This is a genomic window from Kroppenstedtia guangzhouensis (genome assembly GCF_014637345.1).
GTDB classification, from domain to species: Bacteria; Bacillota; Bacilli; order Thermoactinomycetales; family DSM-45169; genus Kroppenstedtia; species Kroppenstedtia guangzhouensis.
In genome coordinates this window covers 37,564-51,437 of record NZ_BMEX01000016.1, presented here as the reverse complement: position 1 = coordinate 51,437, position 13,874 = coordinate 37,564, and the positions used below count along the sequence as shown (strand labels likewise).

Annotated in this window: 12 protein-coding genes; 2 read left to right on the top strand and 10 right to left on the bottom strand. The window is 55.6% G+C overall.

The features are described from left to right. Positions 1 to 327: 327 nt before the first annotated feature. The gene (locus tag IEV46_RS18705; RefSeq protein ID WP_188433330.1) at positions 328 to 576 is read left to right on the top strand and encodes a cupin domain-containing protein; all 249 of its coding nucleotides are present in this window, start codon (positions 328 to 330) and stop codon (positions 574 to 576) included. Between the two features lie 361 nt (positions 577 to 937). Further along, complete coding sequence (gene typA, locus IEV46_RS14850; RefSeq protein WP_188433334.1) at positions 938 to 2,764, top strand: translational GTPase TypA; 1,827 nt, start codon at positions 938 to 940, stop codon at positions 2,762 to 2,764. A gap of 212 nt (positions 2,765 to 2,976) precedes the next feature. Here the strand turns inward: typA and curA are convergent, their stop codons facing one another. From curA to IEV46_RS14800, 10 genes are all read right to left on the bottom strand, one after another. Further along, on the bottom strand, positions 2,977 to 3,996 hold the full coding sequence (curA, locus tag IEV46_RS14845; RefSeq protein WP_188433329.1) for an NADPH-dependent curcumin/dihydrocurcumin reductase: 1,020 nt from the start codon (positions 3,994 to 3,996) through the stop codon (positions 2,977 to 2,979). Between the two features lie 72 nt (positions 3,997 to 4,068). Beyond that, the gene (locus IEV46_RS14840; protein WP_188433328.1) at positions 4,069 to 4,641 is read right to left on the bottom strand and encodes a GNAT family N-acetyltransferase; all 573 of its coding nucleotides are present in this window, start codon (positions 4,639 to 4,641) and stop codon (positions 4,069 to 4,071) included. A 208-nt stretch (positions 4,642 to 4,849) separates the two neighbouring features. Next, positions 4,850 to 5,284 carry a hypothetical protein gene (locus IEV46_RS14835; protein ID WP_188433327.1) on the bottom strand — a complete coding sequence of 145 codons (435 nt, stop codon included), beginning with the start codon at positions 5,282 to 5,284 and terminating at the stop codon, positions 4,850 to 4,852. A 131-nt stretch (positions 5,285 to 5,415) separates the two neighbouring features. Then, complete coding sequence (gene menC / locus IEV46_RS14830; RefSeq protein WP_188433326.1) at positions 5,416 to 6,519, bottom strand: o-succinylbenzoate synthase; 1,104 nt, start codon at positions 6,517 to 6,519, stop codon at positions 5,416 to 5,418. Further along, positions 6,516 to 8,027: an o-succinylbenzoate--CoA ligase gene (locus tag IEV46_RS14825; protein ID WP_229736149.1), complete on the bottom strand. Its 1,512-nt coding sequence runs from the start codon at positions 8,025 to 8,027 to the stop codon at positions 6,516 to 6,518. Before IEV46_RS14825 ends, menC begins: the two co-directional genes overlap by 4 nt. A gap of 72 nt (positions 8,028 to 8,099) precedes the next feature. Next, complete coding sequence (locus IEV46_RS14820) at positions 8,100 to 8,570, bottom strand: DUF5680 domain-containing protein (protein WP_229736154.1); 471 nt, start codon at positions 8,568 to 8,570, stop codon at positions 8,100 to 8,102. Between the two features lie 115 nt (positions 8,571 to 8,685). Beyond that, entirely contained in the window at positions 8,686 to 9,504 is an 819-nt protein-coding gene (menB, locus tag IEV46_RS14815; protein WP_188433325.1) for a 1,4-dihydroxy-2-naphthoyl-CoA synthase, read from the bottom strand. A 151-nt stretch (positions 9,505 to 9,655) separates the two neighbouring features. Continuing rightward, complete coding sequence (gene menH / locus IEV46_RS14810; protein WP_188433324.1) at positions 9,656 to 10,474, bottom strand: 2-succinyl-6-hydroxy-2,4-cyclohexadiene-1-carboxylate synthase; 819 nt, start codon at positions 10,472 to 10,474, stop codon at positions 9,656 to 9,658. Continuing rightward, positions 10,474 to 12,243, bottom strand: coding sequence for a 2-succinyl-5-enolpyruvyl-6-hydroxy-3-cyclohexene-1-carboxylic-acid synthase (gene menD / locus IEV46_RS14805; protein ID WP_188433323.1), 1,770 nt, complete (start codon positions 12,241 to 12,243; stop codon positions 10,474 to 10,476). Before menD ends, menH begins: the two co-directional genes overlap by 1 nt. Beyond that, a complete protein-coding gene (locus IEV46_RS14800) occupies positions 12,240 to 13,640 on the bottom strand; it encodes an isochorismate synthase (protein WP_229736153.1) in 1,401 nt (466 codons plus the stop codon). Before IEV46_RS14800 ends, menD begins: the two co-directional genes overlap by 4 nt. Positions 13,641 to 13,874: the final 234 nt, after the last annotated feature.

Here is a 13,874-nt window from a genome sequence, read left to right as displayed (position 1 = left end):
TCATTTCTTTCACCTGCTGTTTCCGTGGTAGATTCTCTACCTTCCAGAAAACCAAGTGTAAATCCTTCCTCCATTACCAAACTAAATTTCCGGATGGGGCACTAGGAACAATTTTTTGGCTGGTAGATGAACTTATAAAATGGAAAATAGGATACGAAAGGAAATGACCCAATAAAATAAAAAGAAAAACCCTTAATCGATGAACCTGTTCGCAGAGAAGTGATTCATACAGAAAAAGAAAAGAGATTAGTACTGAAAGATGAGTCCTCCGGATTTGAACGCCATTTGTTGTCGCCCACCTTTCCATCCAAGGGAATTGAATTTATAATGAACATTCTGCCGGTTGGAGCAAGAACCGGAGCGTTTCCCGCCCATCAAAAAAATGTCCAGGAATATATTTATGTGGATAAAGGAAGGCTTCAAGTGATTCTGGGCGGATCCGATACTTTTATCCTAAATTCAGGGGATTCCTTTTATTTCGAAGCAAACATTGAACACGAGTTTATCAACCATGGAGAAGAGATCTGCCGATACTTCCTGGTAATCGACCCTCATCGCCAATTTTCCGACAATTAAATTTGCCGGTTTGGAATCCCCCCCAAACGGTTGCTCTTTCCACCGGAAGTGCGTCTTCCGGTGAAACACCCCGTGTGCTCAATTTTGCCAAATCCCCCCATTTCCATGACTCTCCTCCCCTTTCCAATAAAAAAAGTAAAGGCCCCGTGACCTTTACTCTACCCAGGACCGATTCCGCTTTCCAAACCTTATATATTATATCTGATCCTTTCCCTTCGGTAAAGATATATTCTTCACCATGAGGCCGATCCTGTGCTATAATGACTCCCTGAAAGTTTATGTCAACCTTTGACCCCGTCCCGTTCATGGGCGAGCCGGGTGATTTTACTTGAAGGGGGAAGCGCATCCTGCGCGCCTGGATATGAAAGCCGACCAAATCCGCAACATTGCCATTATTGCACACGTCGATCACGGGAAAACCACCCTCGTGGATGCGATGTTGAAACAGAGCCATATCTTCCGCGTAAATCAAAGCGTCGCTGAACGGGTCATGGATTCCAATGACTTGGAACGGGAGCGGGGAATCACCATCCTGTCCAAGAACACCTCCGTTCGCTACAACGGGGTGAAGATCAATATTGTCGACACCCCGGGCCATGCCGACTTCGGCGGTGAGGTGGAGCGGGTGATGAATATGGTGGACGGAGTCTTGTTGCTGGTGGACTCCGTGGAAGGGCCCATGCCCCAAACCAAGTTTGTCCTCCGTCATGCCTTGGAACGAGGGCATAAAGCGATCGTGGTCGTCAACAAGATCGACCGGGCCAACGCCCGTCCCGACTATGTGGTGGACACCACCTTCGATCTATTTGTCGATTTGGGGGCAACGGAGGAACAGGCGGAGTTCCCTGTTCTCTATGCCAGCGCCTTAAACGGAATCTGTGGCGAGGAACCGGACCGACTGGCGGATAGCCTGGAGCCGCTATTAGAAAAAATTGTGGAGTATCTGCCCGCTCCCCAGGTCAACCCTGACGCACCGCTCCAGATGCAGGCAACCTTGATGGGACATGACGACTACAAAGGGAAAATTGTGATCGGAAGGTTGAACAGCGGTACCATCCACAAAAACCAGCACGTCCTGCAGATCGACCGGGAAGGCAACCAACATCCCCTGAAGGTGGCTCAGGTCTTCACTCACGAAGGATTGAAACGGACGGAAGTGGAAACCGTCACCGCCGGCGACATCATCGCCTTGACCGGCCTCGGGGATGTGGGCATTGGAGATACCATCACCGCTTTGGAACATCCCCAGCCCCTGCCCCCGATCCAGGTGGAGGAGCCCACACTCCGCGTCACCTTCGGTGTGAACACCAGCCCCTTCGCCGGGCGGGAAGGAGAATACGTCACTTCCCGGAAACTGAGGGAACGCCTCTATCTAGAAGCAGAGAGGGATGTCGCTCTCCATGTGGAGGACACCGATTCCCCCGACACCTTCCTGGTGGCGGGACGGGGAGAGTTGCATCTCAGCATCCTGATCGAGAATATGCGTCGGGAAGGTTATGAGTTTGAGGTAAGCAAACCGGAAGTGATCCTGAAGAAAATCGATGACAAATGGCATGAACCGGTGGAAGTCGTCGAAGTGGAAGTGAGCAGCGAGTACCAGGGAGCGGTGGTGGAACTGCTGGGACGCCGCAAGGGACAGATGATGAACATGGAACTGCGGGATGACGGTTCCATCCATTACACCTACCGTGTTCCCACCCGGGGGTTGATCGGATTTAATCAGCAGTTTTTAACGGCCACCCGGGGGGAAGGGCTGATGAACACCCTCTTTGGCGGCTATGAACCCCACTCCGGTGAAATTCAGACCCGGGACCACGGATCATTGGTTGCCTGGGAGCCCGGCAACGCCACCTCCTACGGACTGTATGCCGCCCAGGAGCGGGGCACACTTTTTATCGGGGCCAACACGGAGATATATGAAGGCATGGTCGTCGGCCAGCATATCCGGGAAAACGATCTGGATGTTAACGTATGCAAAAAGAAACAGTTGACCAACTTCCGTGCTGCCGGCTCCGATGAAGCTTTGCGCTTGGAACCGCCGAGGGATCTCTCCCTCGACGATGCCCTGGAATACCTCTCCGATGATGAGTTGTTGGAAGTGACACCCCAGGCCTTCCGCATCCGGAAGCGGATCCTGCCCAAAAACCAGCGCCGCAGATACCAGAAGCAGGCCGGACGGGTGAAGTGAGAACAGATTAAACCCGGCACGCCGGATCAGGCAGTGTGCCGGGTTTGTTTTATCCATCTGTTTCCGAATGATTGTTGTAGTGATGCTTCGATCCTCCTTCGACACGAAAAGATCCAAGGAGAAATGATGGTCAAGGGGTAAGTCAACCACAAAGCTCCAAGGTTTACAAAGGCACCCTTCCCACGATGACGAAAGGGTGTCTTTGCTTGGAATCAATTTTTAATCTCTGATACCTTCACCAACTGTTTTCCGAGGTTCTCCCCCCTGAACAGCCCCTGGAAAGCCCGTGGGGCATTTTCCAGACCCCTGACGATGTTTTCACGATACTGAATCTTGCCTTGGGACAACCATTCGGCAAGCTGGGTCAGCCCTTCCCTGAAGCGCTTTTGGTAGTCGGAGACAATAAATCCTTTCATCAGAGCACTGTTGATCAGGAGTTGAGATTGAACCCGGGGACCCACATCCGCTCTCTCCAGGTTGTACAGTGCGATCTGTCCACACAGGACGATGCGGGCGAATTTATTGATCTTGGAAACAACGATATCAGAGATTTCCCCACCCACATTGTCGAAGTAAATATCCACCCCGTCGGGGCAGGCTTCTTCGACCTCCTCTTTCACCTGATCGGTCTTGTAGTTGATAACAGCGTCAAAACCCAGATCCTCTTTCAAAAAGCGGATCTTTTCCTTTGAACCGGCAATTCCGACCACACGGCAACCTTTCATTTTGGCGATTTGTCCCACGAGGGAACCGACGGCACCGGCGGCACCGGAGATGACCACCGTCTCTCCCCGTTTAGGTTGACCGATCTCCAAGAGTCCGAAGTAGGCAGTGAGTCCGGGCATTCCCAACACTCCCAGAGCAGTGGTGGGAGGAACCAGCTTCGTATCCACTTGGTTGAGTTGATCTCCCTTCACCACGGAAAAGTCCTGCCATCCCATCATTCCGGTTACCAGATCTCCCTTCCGGAAACCCGGATGCTTCGATTCTTCCACTTGTCCTACCACTCCGCCGGTCAGCACCTCATTCAATTTAAAAGGCGGAATATATGACTTGGCATCGTTCATCCGTCCCCGCATATAAGGATCAACAGAAAGGTAGATGGTTCGTATCAACACTTCACCATCCCCCGGGTTCGGAATCGGAGATTCGATCAACCGAAAGGTGCTGTCATCCGGCCAGCCCTTGGGACGTTTTGCAAGCAGGATCTGTCGATTGGTTAAGTTGGACATGGGAATCCCCTCCATCCACTGGATTTCGATCACAGAAGTAATAATACCCGAAATTCTCTTGATCCAAGCCGCTTAGAAGTTGCCGATCTTGGTCATCCGGTAATCAGTGACCCGATAGCCCATGGATGCATATAATTTGACGGCTGCCAGATTATTGCTGGTGACATAAACATGGCGAGGACTCACCCCTTTTTCGTGAAACCAGCGCTCGCCCCAGGCCAACATCTGCCTGGAGTAACCCCGCCCCCGGAAATCCGGGTGCAGAAATATTTCACTAATAAATCCTTTTTTGCTGAAGATGAGAGGGTCCTTCCGGATCTCCAAGTGCAAAAAGCCGACGGGTTCATCTCTGTCCAAGGTAAAGATCAAAAGGAGTGAATCCGGGTCCTTAAGTCGCTTCCTCAGTTCCCTTGCCCATTTTTCTCCTGCTTCTTCCCTCACCAACACCTGCTCCCAATGCTCGGCATCATGATGCTCTCCGACCAATTCCGACCACAGGCGATAATGTCCCCGTATGAGATCCAGATAAAACTCCACCACCACCCCTTCATCCGTTTCCGGACGGTAGGAGCGCGCCTTCAATGTTTGGCGGCCAAGATTTCCCCTTCTCCTTCCATTCTGATTTTCCGACATGTTATAAGGCACTGAACCCCTTCCCTTCATCTTTGCCGCTGTGTATCCGATTGTTCAACGTCACATACTATGATTATATCGCTCCACACCCCACCATGGAATAGAGATGGACTGAATATACCCAATTGACGGAAAAGGAAAGCCAACATGATTCCCTCGCATGGTACCCGGAAAACAAAGGAAAAAAGCCGAGACTCATCACCGGTGATCCCGACTCTTTTCAGGCGCTAATCCCATCCTCGTTCAAGCGGGGCAATCCAATTCGATTCCACCACATCCCCCCAAAGAAAAAGGCGGTGGGCACCAGCAGGGCAAACAGCCTCCAGTCCCATTCACCCGCCCACATCGCCGTGGAAACTGAAATACCGATTCCGATTCCAACCGCTGACAGCGGATAAACATCCGGATCTTCTCTCTTCATTTTCCCAAACACGAGCACTTGAAGGGGAATGGAGCCCGCAAAGAGCAACACCCCCGTCCCCAATGTTTCTGAAGCCATGTACAGTGCAAGGAGCAGCCACAAAGCCGGATCTTCCGGAACCATGACCGCCGATACATACAGGCCGCACAGAATGAGTTGTACCGAAAAACCGGCACCCAAGGAAAAGATCGAAATGGTGAACAGAGATTTAAACACCTTGGACCCTCGTTTCACTCTTTGACATATCCCCTCCATTTTAACCCGTTTCAGGAACTTATGCACATCAAAACCGGGGAAAGACATTTCCGTCCCCCAACCCCGTCATTCCAGGCGTATCTCCTGAGTTCTGAAGTTGAATTTGAATATCAGGTAAACACCTGACGCACCCGACAGACTGCCCGCAACTGTTCCCGATCCACTTCAAATCCGATCCCCGGCCCGTCAGGCACCGGAATTTGACCGGCCTCCACTGTCACTTCCGGCCGGATCAGATCCCGCTCCCAGTAACGATTGGAGGCGGAAATGTCCCCTGGAAGATTGAAACCTTCCAAAGAGGCGAGGGCTATATTGTGAGCGCGGGCGATCCCCGACTCCAACATCCCGCCACACCAGAGGGGAATTCCTTTTCTCTGACACAGATCATGGATTCGCTTGGCTTCCGTCAACCCGCCGACCCGCCCCACCTTCACGTTGACCACTCGACAACTGTCCAGCTCCAGTGCTTTCCGCACATCGTCAAAAGATTGCAGACTCTCATCCAAGCAGATTGGCGTTGCAAGTTCCGCCTGCAACCGGGCATGATCCACGATATCGTCAGCAGACAAGGGCTGTTCGATCATCAACAGGTGAAACTTGTCCATCCGTTTCAATTGTTCCAAGTCATTCAGCGTGTAGGCGGAGTTGGCGTCGACCATCAACGGCAACTCGGGAAAAGCCTCCCGGATCCGTTCCAACACCTCTACGTCCGCCCCGGGCTTCACCTTCACTTTTACCCGGCGGTATCCTTCCTCCACCCGCTGTCGAATCGTCTCCAACATGGTGTCCGGATCAGCGGCTCCGACAGCCACCCCTGCTTCGATCCAATCCCGGGTCCCTCCCAGGGCACTGGCGAGGGAGAGCCCTTGCTCCTTGCACCAGAGATCCCAGACTGCCCCCTCCAAAGCCGCCTTGGCCATGGGATGACGGCGGACGGACCGAAACCGCTTCGGGACTTCCCCGGGATGTAGCAAGGGAGTGTGGAGAAGGCGGGGGATCAGGAAATCCTTCATCACATGCCAGGCAGTTCCGATCGTCTCCTCAGTGTACCAAGGAGAAGAAAAGGCGACACACTCCCCCCACCCGCTTCGCCCCTCTTCATCTTCCGCTTCCGCCAGGATCAGCTCCCGATCCGTCACAGTGGTGAGACTGTTGGAAAAGGGGGTCTTCAAAGTCATTCGGACATGATACAGCGTCACTTGACGAAGGATCACCAATCCCGCCCTCCTTTCCCTTCCTTTGGAATCAGTTGCAACAGCTCCCGGCGCAGCAGCTTGTTAGAGGCGTTTTTGGGAAGGTGGCTCACAAAATAGATTCGAATCGGCACTTTGTAACGGGCCAGCCTCTCTCCGCAGTAGTGAAGCAGCTCTTCCTCTGTGATGGACTCCCCCGCTTTCAGCCGGACAAAACCGATGGGCACCTGTCCCCACACCTCATGGGACCTCCCGGTCACCCCCGCTTCCTCCACCGCAGGATGCGCAGTAAGAACCGCTTCCACCTCCGCCGGGTAGACATTTTCTCCGCCGGAAATGATCAAATCGGTGCGCCGGTCCAATACATAGAGAAACCCTTCTTCATCCAGATAGCCCAGATCACCGGTGTACAGCCATCCTTCCCGGATCGCCTCCATCGTTGCATCGGGCCGTTTCCAGTAACCCCCGGTGACATTGGGGCCCCGAACCACGATCTCCCCTGCTTCTCCTGGGGGGAGATCCACCCCCTCCTTCACAATTCGAAGCTCTGACGGAAAAAGCGGTTTCCCCGCCGACCCCAACTTCCGCAGGCTGTCCTCCGGGGCGAGGGTGACGATCTGGGAAGCTGTCTCTGTCATCCCGTAGGTTTGAAACACGGGCACCCCTTTCTCTTTACACCGCTCCAGCAACGACTTCGGTGCCGGGCCGCCCCCCAGCAACATGCACCGAAAATGATCCGGATAAAATTTCTCTCCCAAATCCTCCAGCATCCGACTCAGCATCGTCCCGACGACAGAGACGATACTGACTCCCTCCCCCCGGATGCTCCGATTGGCCGCCGCCGGATCAAAGGCGGGGTGGATGACCGCCGTCATTCCGTAGATCAGGCTCCGCATCAGGATGGACAAGCCGCTCATATGAAACAACGGGACGGAAGCCAGCCATCGGTCCCGGGGATCCAATCCCAGGTTGAGGACGGAGGCGATGGCACTCCACCAGTGATTTCCCCAGGTGAGCATCACCCCTTTGGGGCGTCCTGTCGTCCCGGAAGTGTACATGATCGTATGTAGATCTTTCAGGGAGAGACGGGAGGGAAGCTCCATCTCCTTCTCCGGGAAGCGGGTAAGCTCCTCCCAGGTGTAGGCCGTCGTTCCGAAGGATCTCCAGGTTGCCGCCGCTTTCGGCTCGTGATCCTCATCCACCACCCACATCCGGGCCCCGACATCTTCCACCTGCCAGGCAATCTCCTCCGGGGCGAGACGGGTGTTGAGCGGCACCACCACCGCTCCGAGACGGGTGACGGCGTGGATGAGCGTCACCATATGGAGACCGTTTCCCATCAACAAAACCACCCGGTCTCCCTTCTTCAACCCCCATCCGGCCAAACGCCGTGCCATCCTGCCCGCTTCCTCTTCCAAGCGGCGGAAGGTCCACTCCTCCCCTTCACAGATGAGGGCGATCCGCTCCGGTGTCAAAGAGGCTCTCTTGGCCAACCAATGGGGCATTTCCGTTCCATTGTTGTACAACATGAAATACAACCTTTCTGATCATCGTGGTGTCGTTTCCCTATTATAACTCTCACTCACCCTGAAACGGGAGAGCTACCGGATCCACCCCCCTTGGTAAGTCAGGGAGTAGATCACCCGACCTTCCTCCGTGATCCGCTCTCTCCCGTGGAACTGATCCACCCCACCCACACTTTCATCTTCATACCGGAAGGCTCCTTCCCGGAAGAGACAGGGCCCCCGAAACGGACGATCCGGTTGGAGCTTCCGCAGGGCGGCACGCAGGAAAGCATAAACTTCCCGAATCCTTCTGGAATCTTTTATATCCGGGGCCGTCCCCCCGGAGTATGTCATCGACCAGATCGGGCACTCCCGATCATATACCACCTCCTGTCCGCTGAAATGGGAGAACCCAAAGTAGATGTCCCGGTACAACCACGGACCTTCCCCATACTCCAACTGCTTGGATCCGGGCACCAACGGCTGCCGGGTGCCATCATCCCCTTGTGCAGCATAGGTTTCCTGCTTGGCCCGGATCAGAAAACGGATAAATTCTTCTTGGTTCATCTCACTCACAGCCACCCCTCCCTCTTTTCATCCTAATCGAAAGACCGACTTCGGAACAAGCGTTCCTGCAATTAAATTACAAACCCGGCTCCATCAGAGAGCCGGGTTTCCCTATTTACGGGAACCGGGGGAACTTGTCGAAGTCCGGTTTCCGCTTTTCTTTGAAGGCGTCGCGCCCTTCCTTGGCTTCGTCGGTAGTATAGTAGAGAAGAGTGGCATCGCCCCCCAACTGTTGCAAGCCGGCCAGCCCGTCGGTGTCGGCGTTGAAGGAGGCCTTCAGGAAGCGGAGAGCGGTGGGGGACTTCTCCAGGATCTCTTCACACCATTGGATCGTCTCTTCCTCCAACTTCTCCAACGGGACGACGGTATTGACCAAACCCATATCCAGAGCTTCCTGTGCATTGTACTGACGACACAGGTACCAAATCTCCCGGGCCTTCTTATGGCCGACGAGACGGGCCAGGTACCCGGCGCCGTAACCAGCGTCAAAGCTGCCTACCTTGGGGCCCGTCTGACCGAAGATGGCATTGTCCGCGGCAATGGTCAAATCGCAAACCACGTGCAGCACATGCCCGCCGCCGATGGCATAACCGGAAACCATGGCGATCACAGGTTTGGGGATGGTGCGGATCAGCCGCTGCAGGTCGAGGACATTCAAACGGGGAATCTCATCCTCTCCCACATAGCCGCCGTGCCCGCGCACTCGTTGATCACCACCGGAACAGAAGGCCTTGTCCCCTTCTCCCGCCAAAATGATCACCCCAACCTCGGAATCATCCCGGGCCCGGGAAAAAGCGTCGATCATCTCCGTCACCGTCTTGGGACGAAAGGCATTGCGCACTTCCGGACGATTAATAGTCACCTTGGCAATCTGCTTGTACTTTTCATATTTGATATCTTCATACTCCCGTACCGATTTCCATTGGACGCTCACTCGCTCATCCTCCCTCAAATACCCGAATCCGATGAAGTGTGTTCTGGGTTGATCGGGATGGGGTTTCCAGATGACCTGTCGATGTTCTGAACTGTTAAAAGCACTCCATGCAAAACCCCGTCCTCCCTGTGATGACTTTTTCACAATGCCCTTAAGGGATTTCCTGATCCAAAAGAAATTCCATCACTATTGTATCAAAAAGTCGGGGCACTTCCAGGTGAACCGCATGTCCGGCTCCGGGCACAACCCGCCATTGGCACTGGGCAAATTGTCCATTCATCTCCTTCGCAATCCGACAAAACTTCCCATCCAATTCCCCGGTGATCAACAGCACAGGGCATGGGATCTTCCCAAGATGCCCCCACCAAGAAGGCTGTGCGCCGGTTCCCATCCCGCGAAGGCTGTTGGCCAACCCTTGGGCCCGTTGGGACAGCCGCTCTTTCCGCAAGGCCTGTCGCACTTTTTCCGGCAGGTTCGCCTGACTGGCAAACAGAGGAATACTTTCCCAATACCAAATAAATGATTCCAACCCTTCCCTTTCGATCCGGTCCGCCAGAGCTTCATCCTGCTCGCGGCGAGCCCGTCGCTCCGCATCTGTTTTCAACCCGGGGGAGCTGCTTTCCAACAAGAGAGTGTTCACCCGATCGGGATACCACTCGGCGAAGGAGAGAGCGAGACGTCCCCCCATGGAATACCCGAGGACATGGGCATGGGAGATTTGCAACCGGTCCAGGATCTCTGCCAGATCCGCGGTGGCCCGATCCATGGTGTATCGGGCCGGATCCGCTGGTGCATCGCTCTCCCCATGGCCGATGACATCCACCCGCACCACCTGGAATTGTCGCGTCCAGTTGCTGAGATACGGCTCCCAGGTGACCCTGGAACCTGTGAAGCCGTGCAACAGGAGAAGGGCCGGGCCCTGTCCCTCCGACTCGACCCGATAAGAGACACCGTTGACATGAAAGTGCATCAGCCTTCCGCCTCCCTCAGCCGCCTTCGCACCACTTCCCCGATCTGTTTCCAGATTCCGCGGTGCAGGTTTACGTTTTCCCGACGATCTGTCCGAACTTCGATCACATTCAGTCCCGGCCGTTCCAAGCTGGCCACATAATTCTTCCGAAACTCCTCCCAGGAAGTGGGGCGATCCAAATGCCCCCCGTACATCCGCACCGCATGCCCATAATCCAGACCAAGAGGCGTGCCGAACAGCGTCTCAAAGGTGGTGGGCTCCGTTTGGGAAGCTTGAGGGAGAAAGGAGAAGATGCCACCCCCGTCATTATTGATCAACACGATGGTGGTGTTCAAAGCATGAAGCTTGGCGGCGAGAAGACCGTTGAGGTCGTGAAAAAACGAAAGATCCCCCAACACCAATGTCACATGGAAGCCCGCCGCCGCTGCGCCCAGAGCAGTGGAGATCACTCCGTCAATCCCATTGGCTCCCCGGTTAGCCATCGGGAGCAAGCGCCGGTCACTCTTCATCAGGAAAGAATCCAAGTCCCGGACAGGCATGCTATTCCCGGCAAAGAGGATCCCTTCCTCCGGCAACAGCTCCGCCAGCTCCAGGAACACCCGTCCCTCAAAGGGGGCATCCACCCTGCCCGCTGCCGCCAACTGGGCTGTCGTCACCTGATTGAGTCCCTTCCAGAGTTGCGCCCAGGAAGATTCTCTCCGGGGTAGGATCCGCTCAGTCAGCCCTTGACAGAAGCGGATCGGGTCAGTATAGACCATCTCCGCGGCCAGCAGGGATGGCTCCCGCCATCCCCCGTCCGGGTCGACCACGATCTGTCGGGTATGCGGATGCTGTTTCAGAAACAGGAGGAGGGCCTTGGAAACGGGCATCGCCCCGAAGCGGATCACCACCTCGGGGGCCAATTTTTCCACCGCTTCCCCTTCCCGCAGGAAAGCATCATACCCCTCCAGAATCCACTCCTTGGTATGGGAACCGTTTCGAAGACGGGAGAGGGGATCCGCCAAAACGGGAAAACTGAGGGATTCCGCCAGCTGGTGCACTGCGGATCCCAACTCCGATTCTTCCTGAGGACCGACCACGATCAGACCTCGCTCCCACTGGGAAAGCATTTGGGCCCATCTGTCCAGTTCCCCACCGGACGGGTCCTGTTCTCCTGAAACCACCCGGACGTAAGGGGAGGAGCCCTCTCCCCTTCTCCCCCCCAGCCAGATGGAGGGGAAGGAGAGATCTGGAACCAAGGGCTCCCGGAACGGGAGATTGAGATGAACCGGTCCCATCGGACCCGTCCTGGCTGTGGCCACCGCCCGACCGGCCGTGGTCCGCACATACCGCAGCATCGGCTCCGAGCTTTCCGGTAACGCCATTTCCATAAACCATTTGACATGGGTACCGAACATTCCAATCTGATCCATCGCTTGGGGCGCGCCTACATCCCGAAGTTCGTGGGGACGATCCGCGGTCAGCACCACCAGCGGAACTCTGGCTAGTTTCGCCTCCGCCACCGCAGGAAAATAATTGGCCGCCGCAGTTCCCGAGGTGCACAACAACGCTGCCGGCTCTCCCAAAGCCTTGCCCAATCCCAAGGCAAAAAAGCCGGCGGAGCGCTCATCCACCAGCAGCCAATTCTTCAGATTGGGATGGGCGGCCATTGCCAGTGCCAGCGGCGTGGATCGGGAGCCGGGACTGATCACCGCGTGTCGGAGTCCACTCAGGACCAGCTCGTCCACAAAGGCACCTACAGTCGCCGTCAGGTCTTCCATATGACTCACCAGCTATCGCCTCCCAACGCCGACAGCATCGGTTTGAACTTCAGCTTCGTCTCTTCGTATTCGCTGTTGGGTTCAGAATCTCCCACAATCCCGCAACCGGCAAAGAGAGAGGCTTCCCTCCCCCGAATCAGGCCGGACCGGATTGCGCAGGCAAACTCTCCGTCCCCCCGATAGTCCAGCCAACCCACCGGCGCCGAATACCAGCCCCGGTCCATCCCTTCCGTCTCCCGAATCCGGGCCACCGCCTCCTTCTGGGGAAATCCGCCCAGAGCCGGGGTGGGGTGCAGCTGTTGCACCATCGACAGCAACGTGGTCTCCGGCAGCGGTGTTCCCTCCACAGGGGTGAACAAATGTTGTACATCCCGTACTCGGTACAGACTGGGGGAATCTGGTGTCCGCACCTGGGAACAACCCCGTTGAAAAACTTCGCCGATCATATGAACCACTACTGCGTGCTCACCTCTGTTTTTCGGATCAGACAGCAAAGCTTCCCCCAATTTCTGATCTTCCTCCGGATCTTCCCCCCGCCGGGTGGTTCCCGCCAGGCAAGTGGAATATAACCGCTCTCCCTCCCTTTTCACGAGACGTTCGGGAGAAGCACCCAGAAAGCAGACCTCCCCGCGTTCCACCGCAAACAGGAAACTGTGGGGTTGTCTCTCTCGCAACCGGTACAAACTCGCTTCCGGAGAGAAAGATTTGTCCGACTGCAACCGAAGTTGCCGGGCCAACACCACCTTTTCAATAACCCCTTCCCGGATTTCCCGGGCCGCGGCGGCCACGGTTTTTTTCCAGCGATCCGGCTCCACCTCAAACATTTCGAATGAAGCACGGTCCGGGGGAGAGAGATGAAAGTCTGCAACTTCCCCCAGAAGCGCATCCTCCTTATCCGTCAACCTCTTCGCCGTCTGTTCCACATCCTCCCCTGGCCGGATCAGGGCGTTGACCGTCAGCCAACACTCTCTCCCTGTCACTGTCAACAAAAATTGCGGCAGGATGAAGGAAGCATCGGAAAAACCCTCCCAGAGCGGGGTCTTTCCAGCGAGCGGATCAAAGGAAAAACCGCCCAAAAGGAGCGGCCCCGTACCCGTCGGTGACTCCTGCGGAACCCGGATCGCACCTTGCAGAAGGCGACCCCACTCCTGCCCCGTTTTCAAATAAGGGTCCTCTCCGGTATTTATCTCCAACTCCCAGGCGACACCCACTCCGACCAAGGTGACCGCCCGGTCAGGATCAGACCAAAAGTTCCGCGTTCCCCGGTATTCGGTTGCGGACGCAAAAAAAGAGAGGGGATCCACGCTGTTCACCAACCGGGTCCGGCTGACCAGCACCCTTCTCTGTTCCCTCCGGGCCCGGGCCGCCCCTTCCTTCAACCCGGCAAGGTTGCGTAATTCTCTCATGGTCGTCACGGTCCTTCCCCCCCATCCATACCGTCGGAAACCACCCTCCCGACGGCGTTTCGGCGAATCCGATCTCCCTGTGGATTCGCTTTGGTCTATGACCATTTCCGGCCCTTACTCTATCATCAAACCAAATCCAGTATACCCAAAATCCCCGCTCTTTTCTACCGACTGTGTCCTCCGGCTGTACTGGAGTCAGCCAATGTTTCGGGGTATAATGGGGGCGAAAGGAAG

Bases quoted from the DNA above. Each gene is read 5' to 3' on its own strand.
- IEV46_RS18705 (WP_188433330.1), top strand. From the start codon at position 328: ATGAACATTCTGCCGGTTGGAGCAAGAACCGGAGCGTTTCCCGCCCAT.
- typA (WP_188433334.1), top strand. From the start codon at position 938: ATGAAAGCCGACCAAATCCGCAACATTGCCATTATTGCACACGTCGAT.
- curA (WP_188433329.1), bottom strand. From the start codon at position 3,996: ATGTCCAACTTAACCAATCGACAGATCCTGCTTGCAAAACGTCCCAAG.
- IEV46_RS14825 (WP_229736149.1), bottom strand. From the start codon at position 8,027: ATGTTGTACAACAATGGAACGGAAATGCCCCATTGGTTGGCCAAGAGA.
- IEV46_RS14820 (WP_229736154.1), bottom strand. From the start codon at position 8,570: ATGAACCAAGAAGAATTTATCCGTTTTCTGATCCGGGCCAAGCAGGAA.
- menH (WP_188433324.1), bottom strand. From the start codon at position 10,474: ATGCACTTTCATGTCAACGGTGTCTCTTATCGGGTCGAGTCGGAGGGA.
- IEV46_RS14800 (WP_229736153.1), bottom strand. From the start codon at position 13,640: ATGAGAGAATTACGCAACCTTGCCGGGTTGAAGGAAGGGGCGGCCCGG.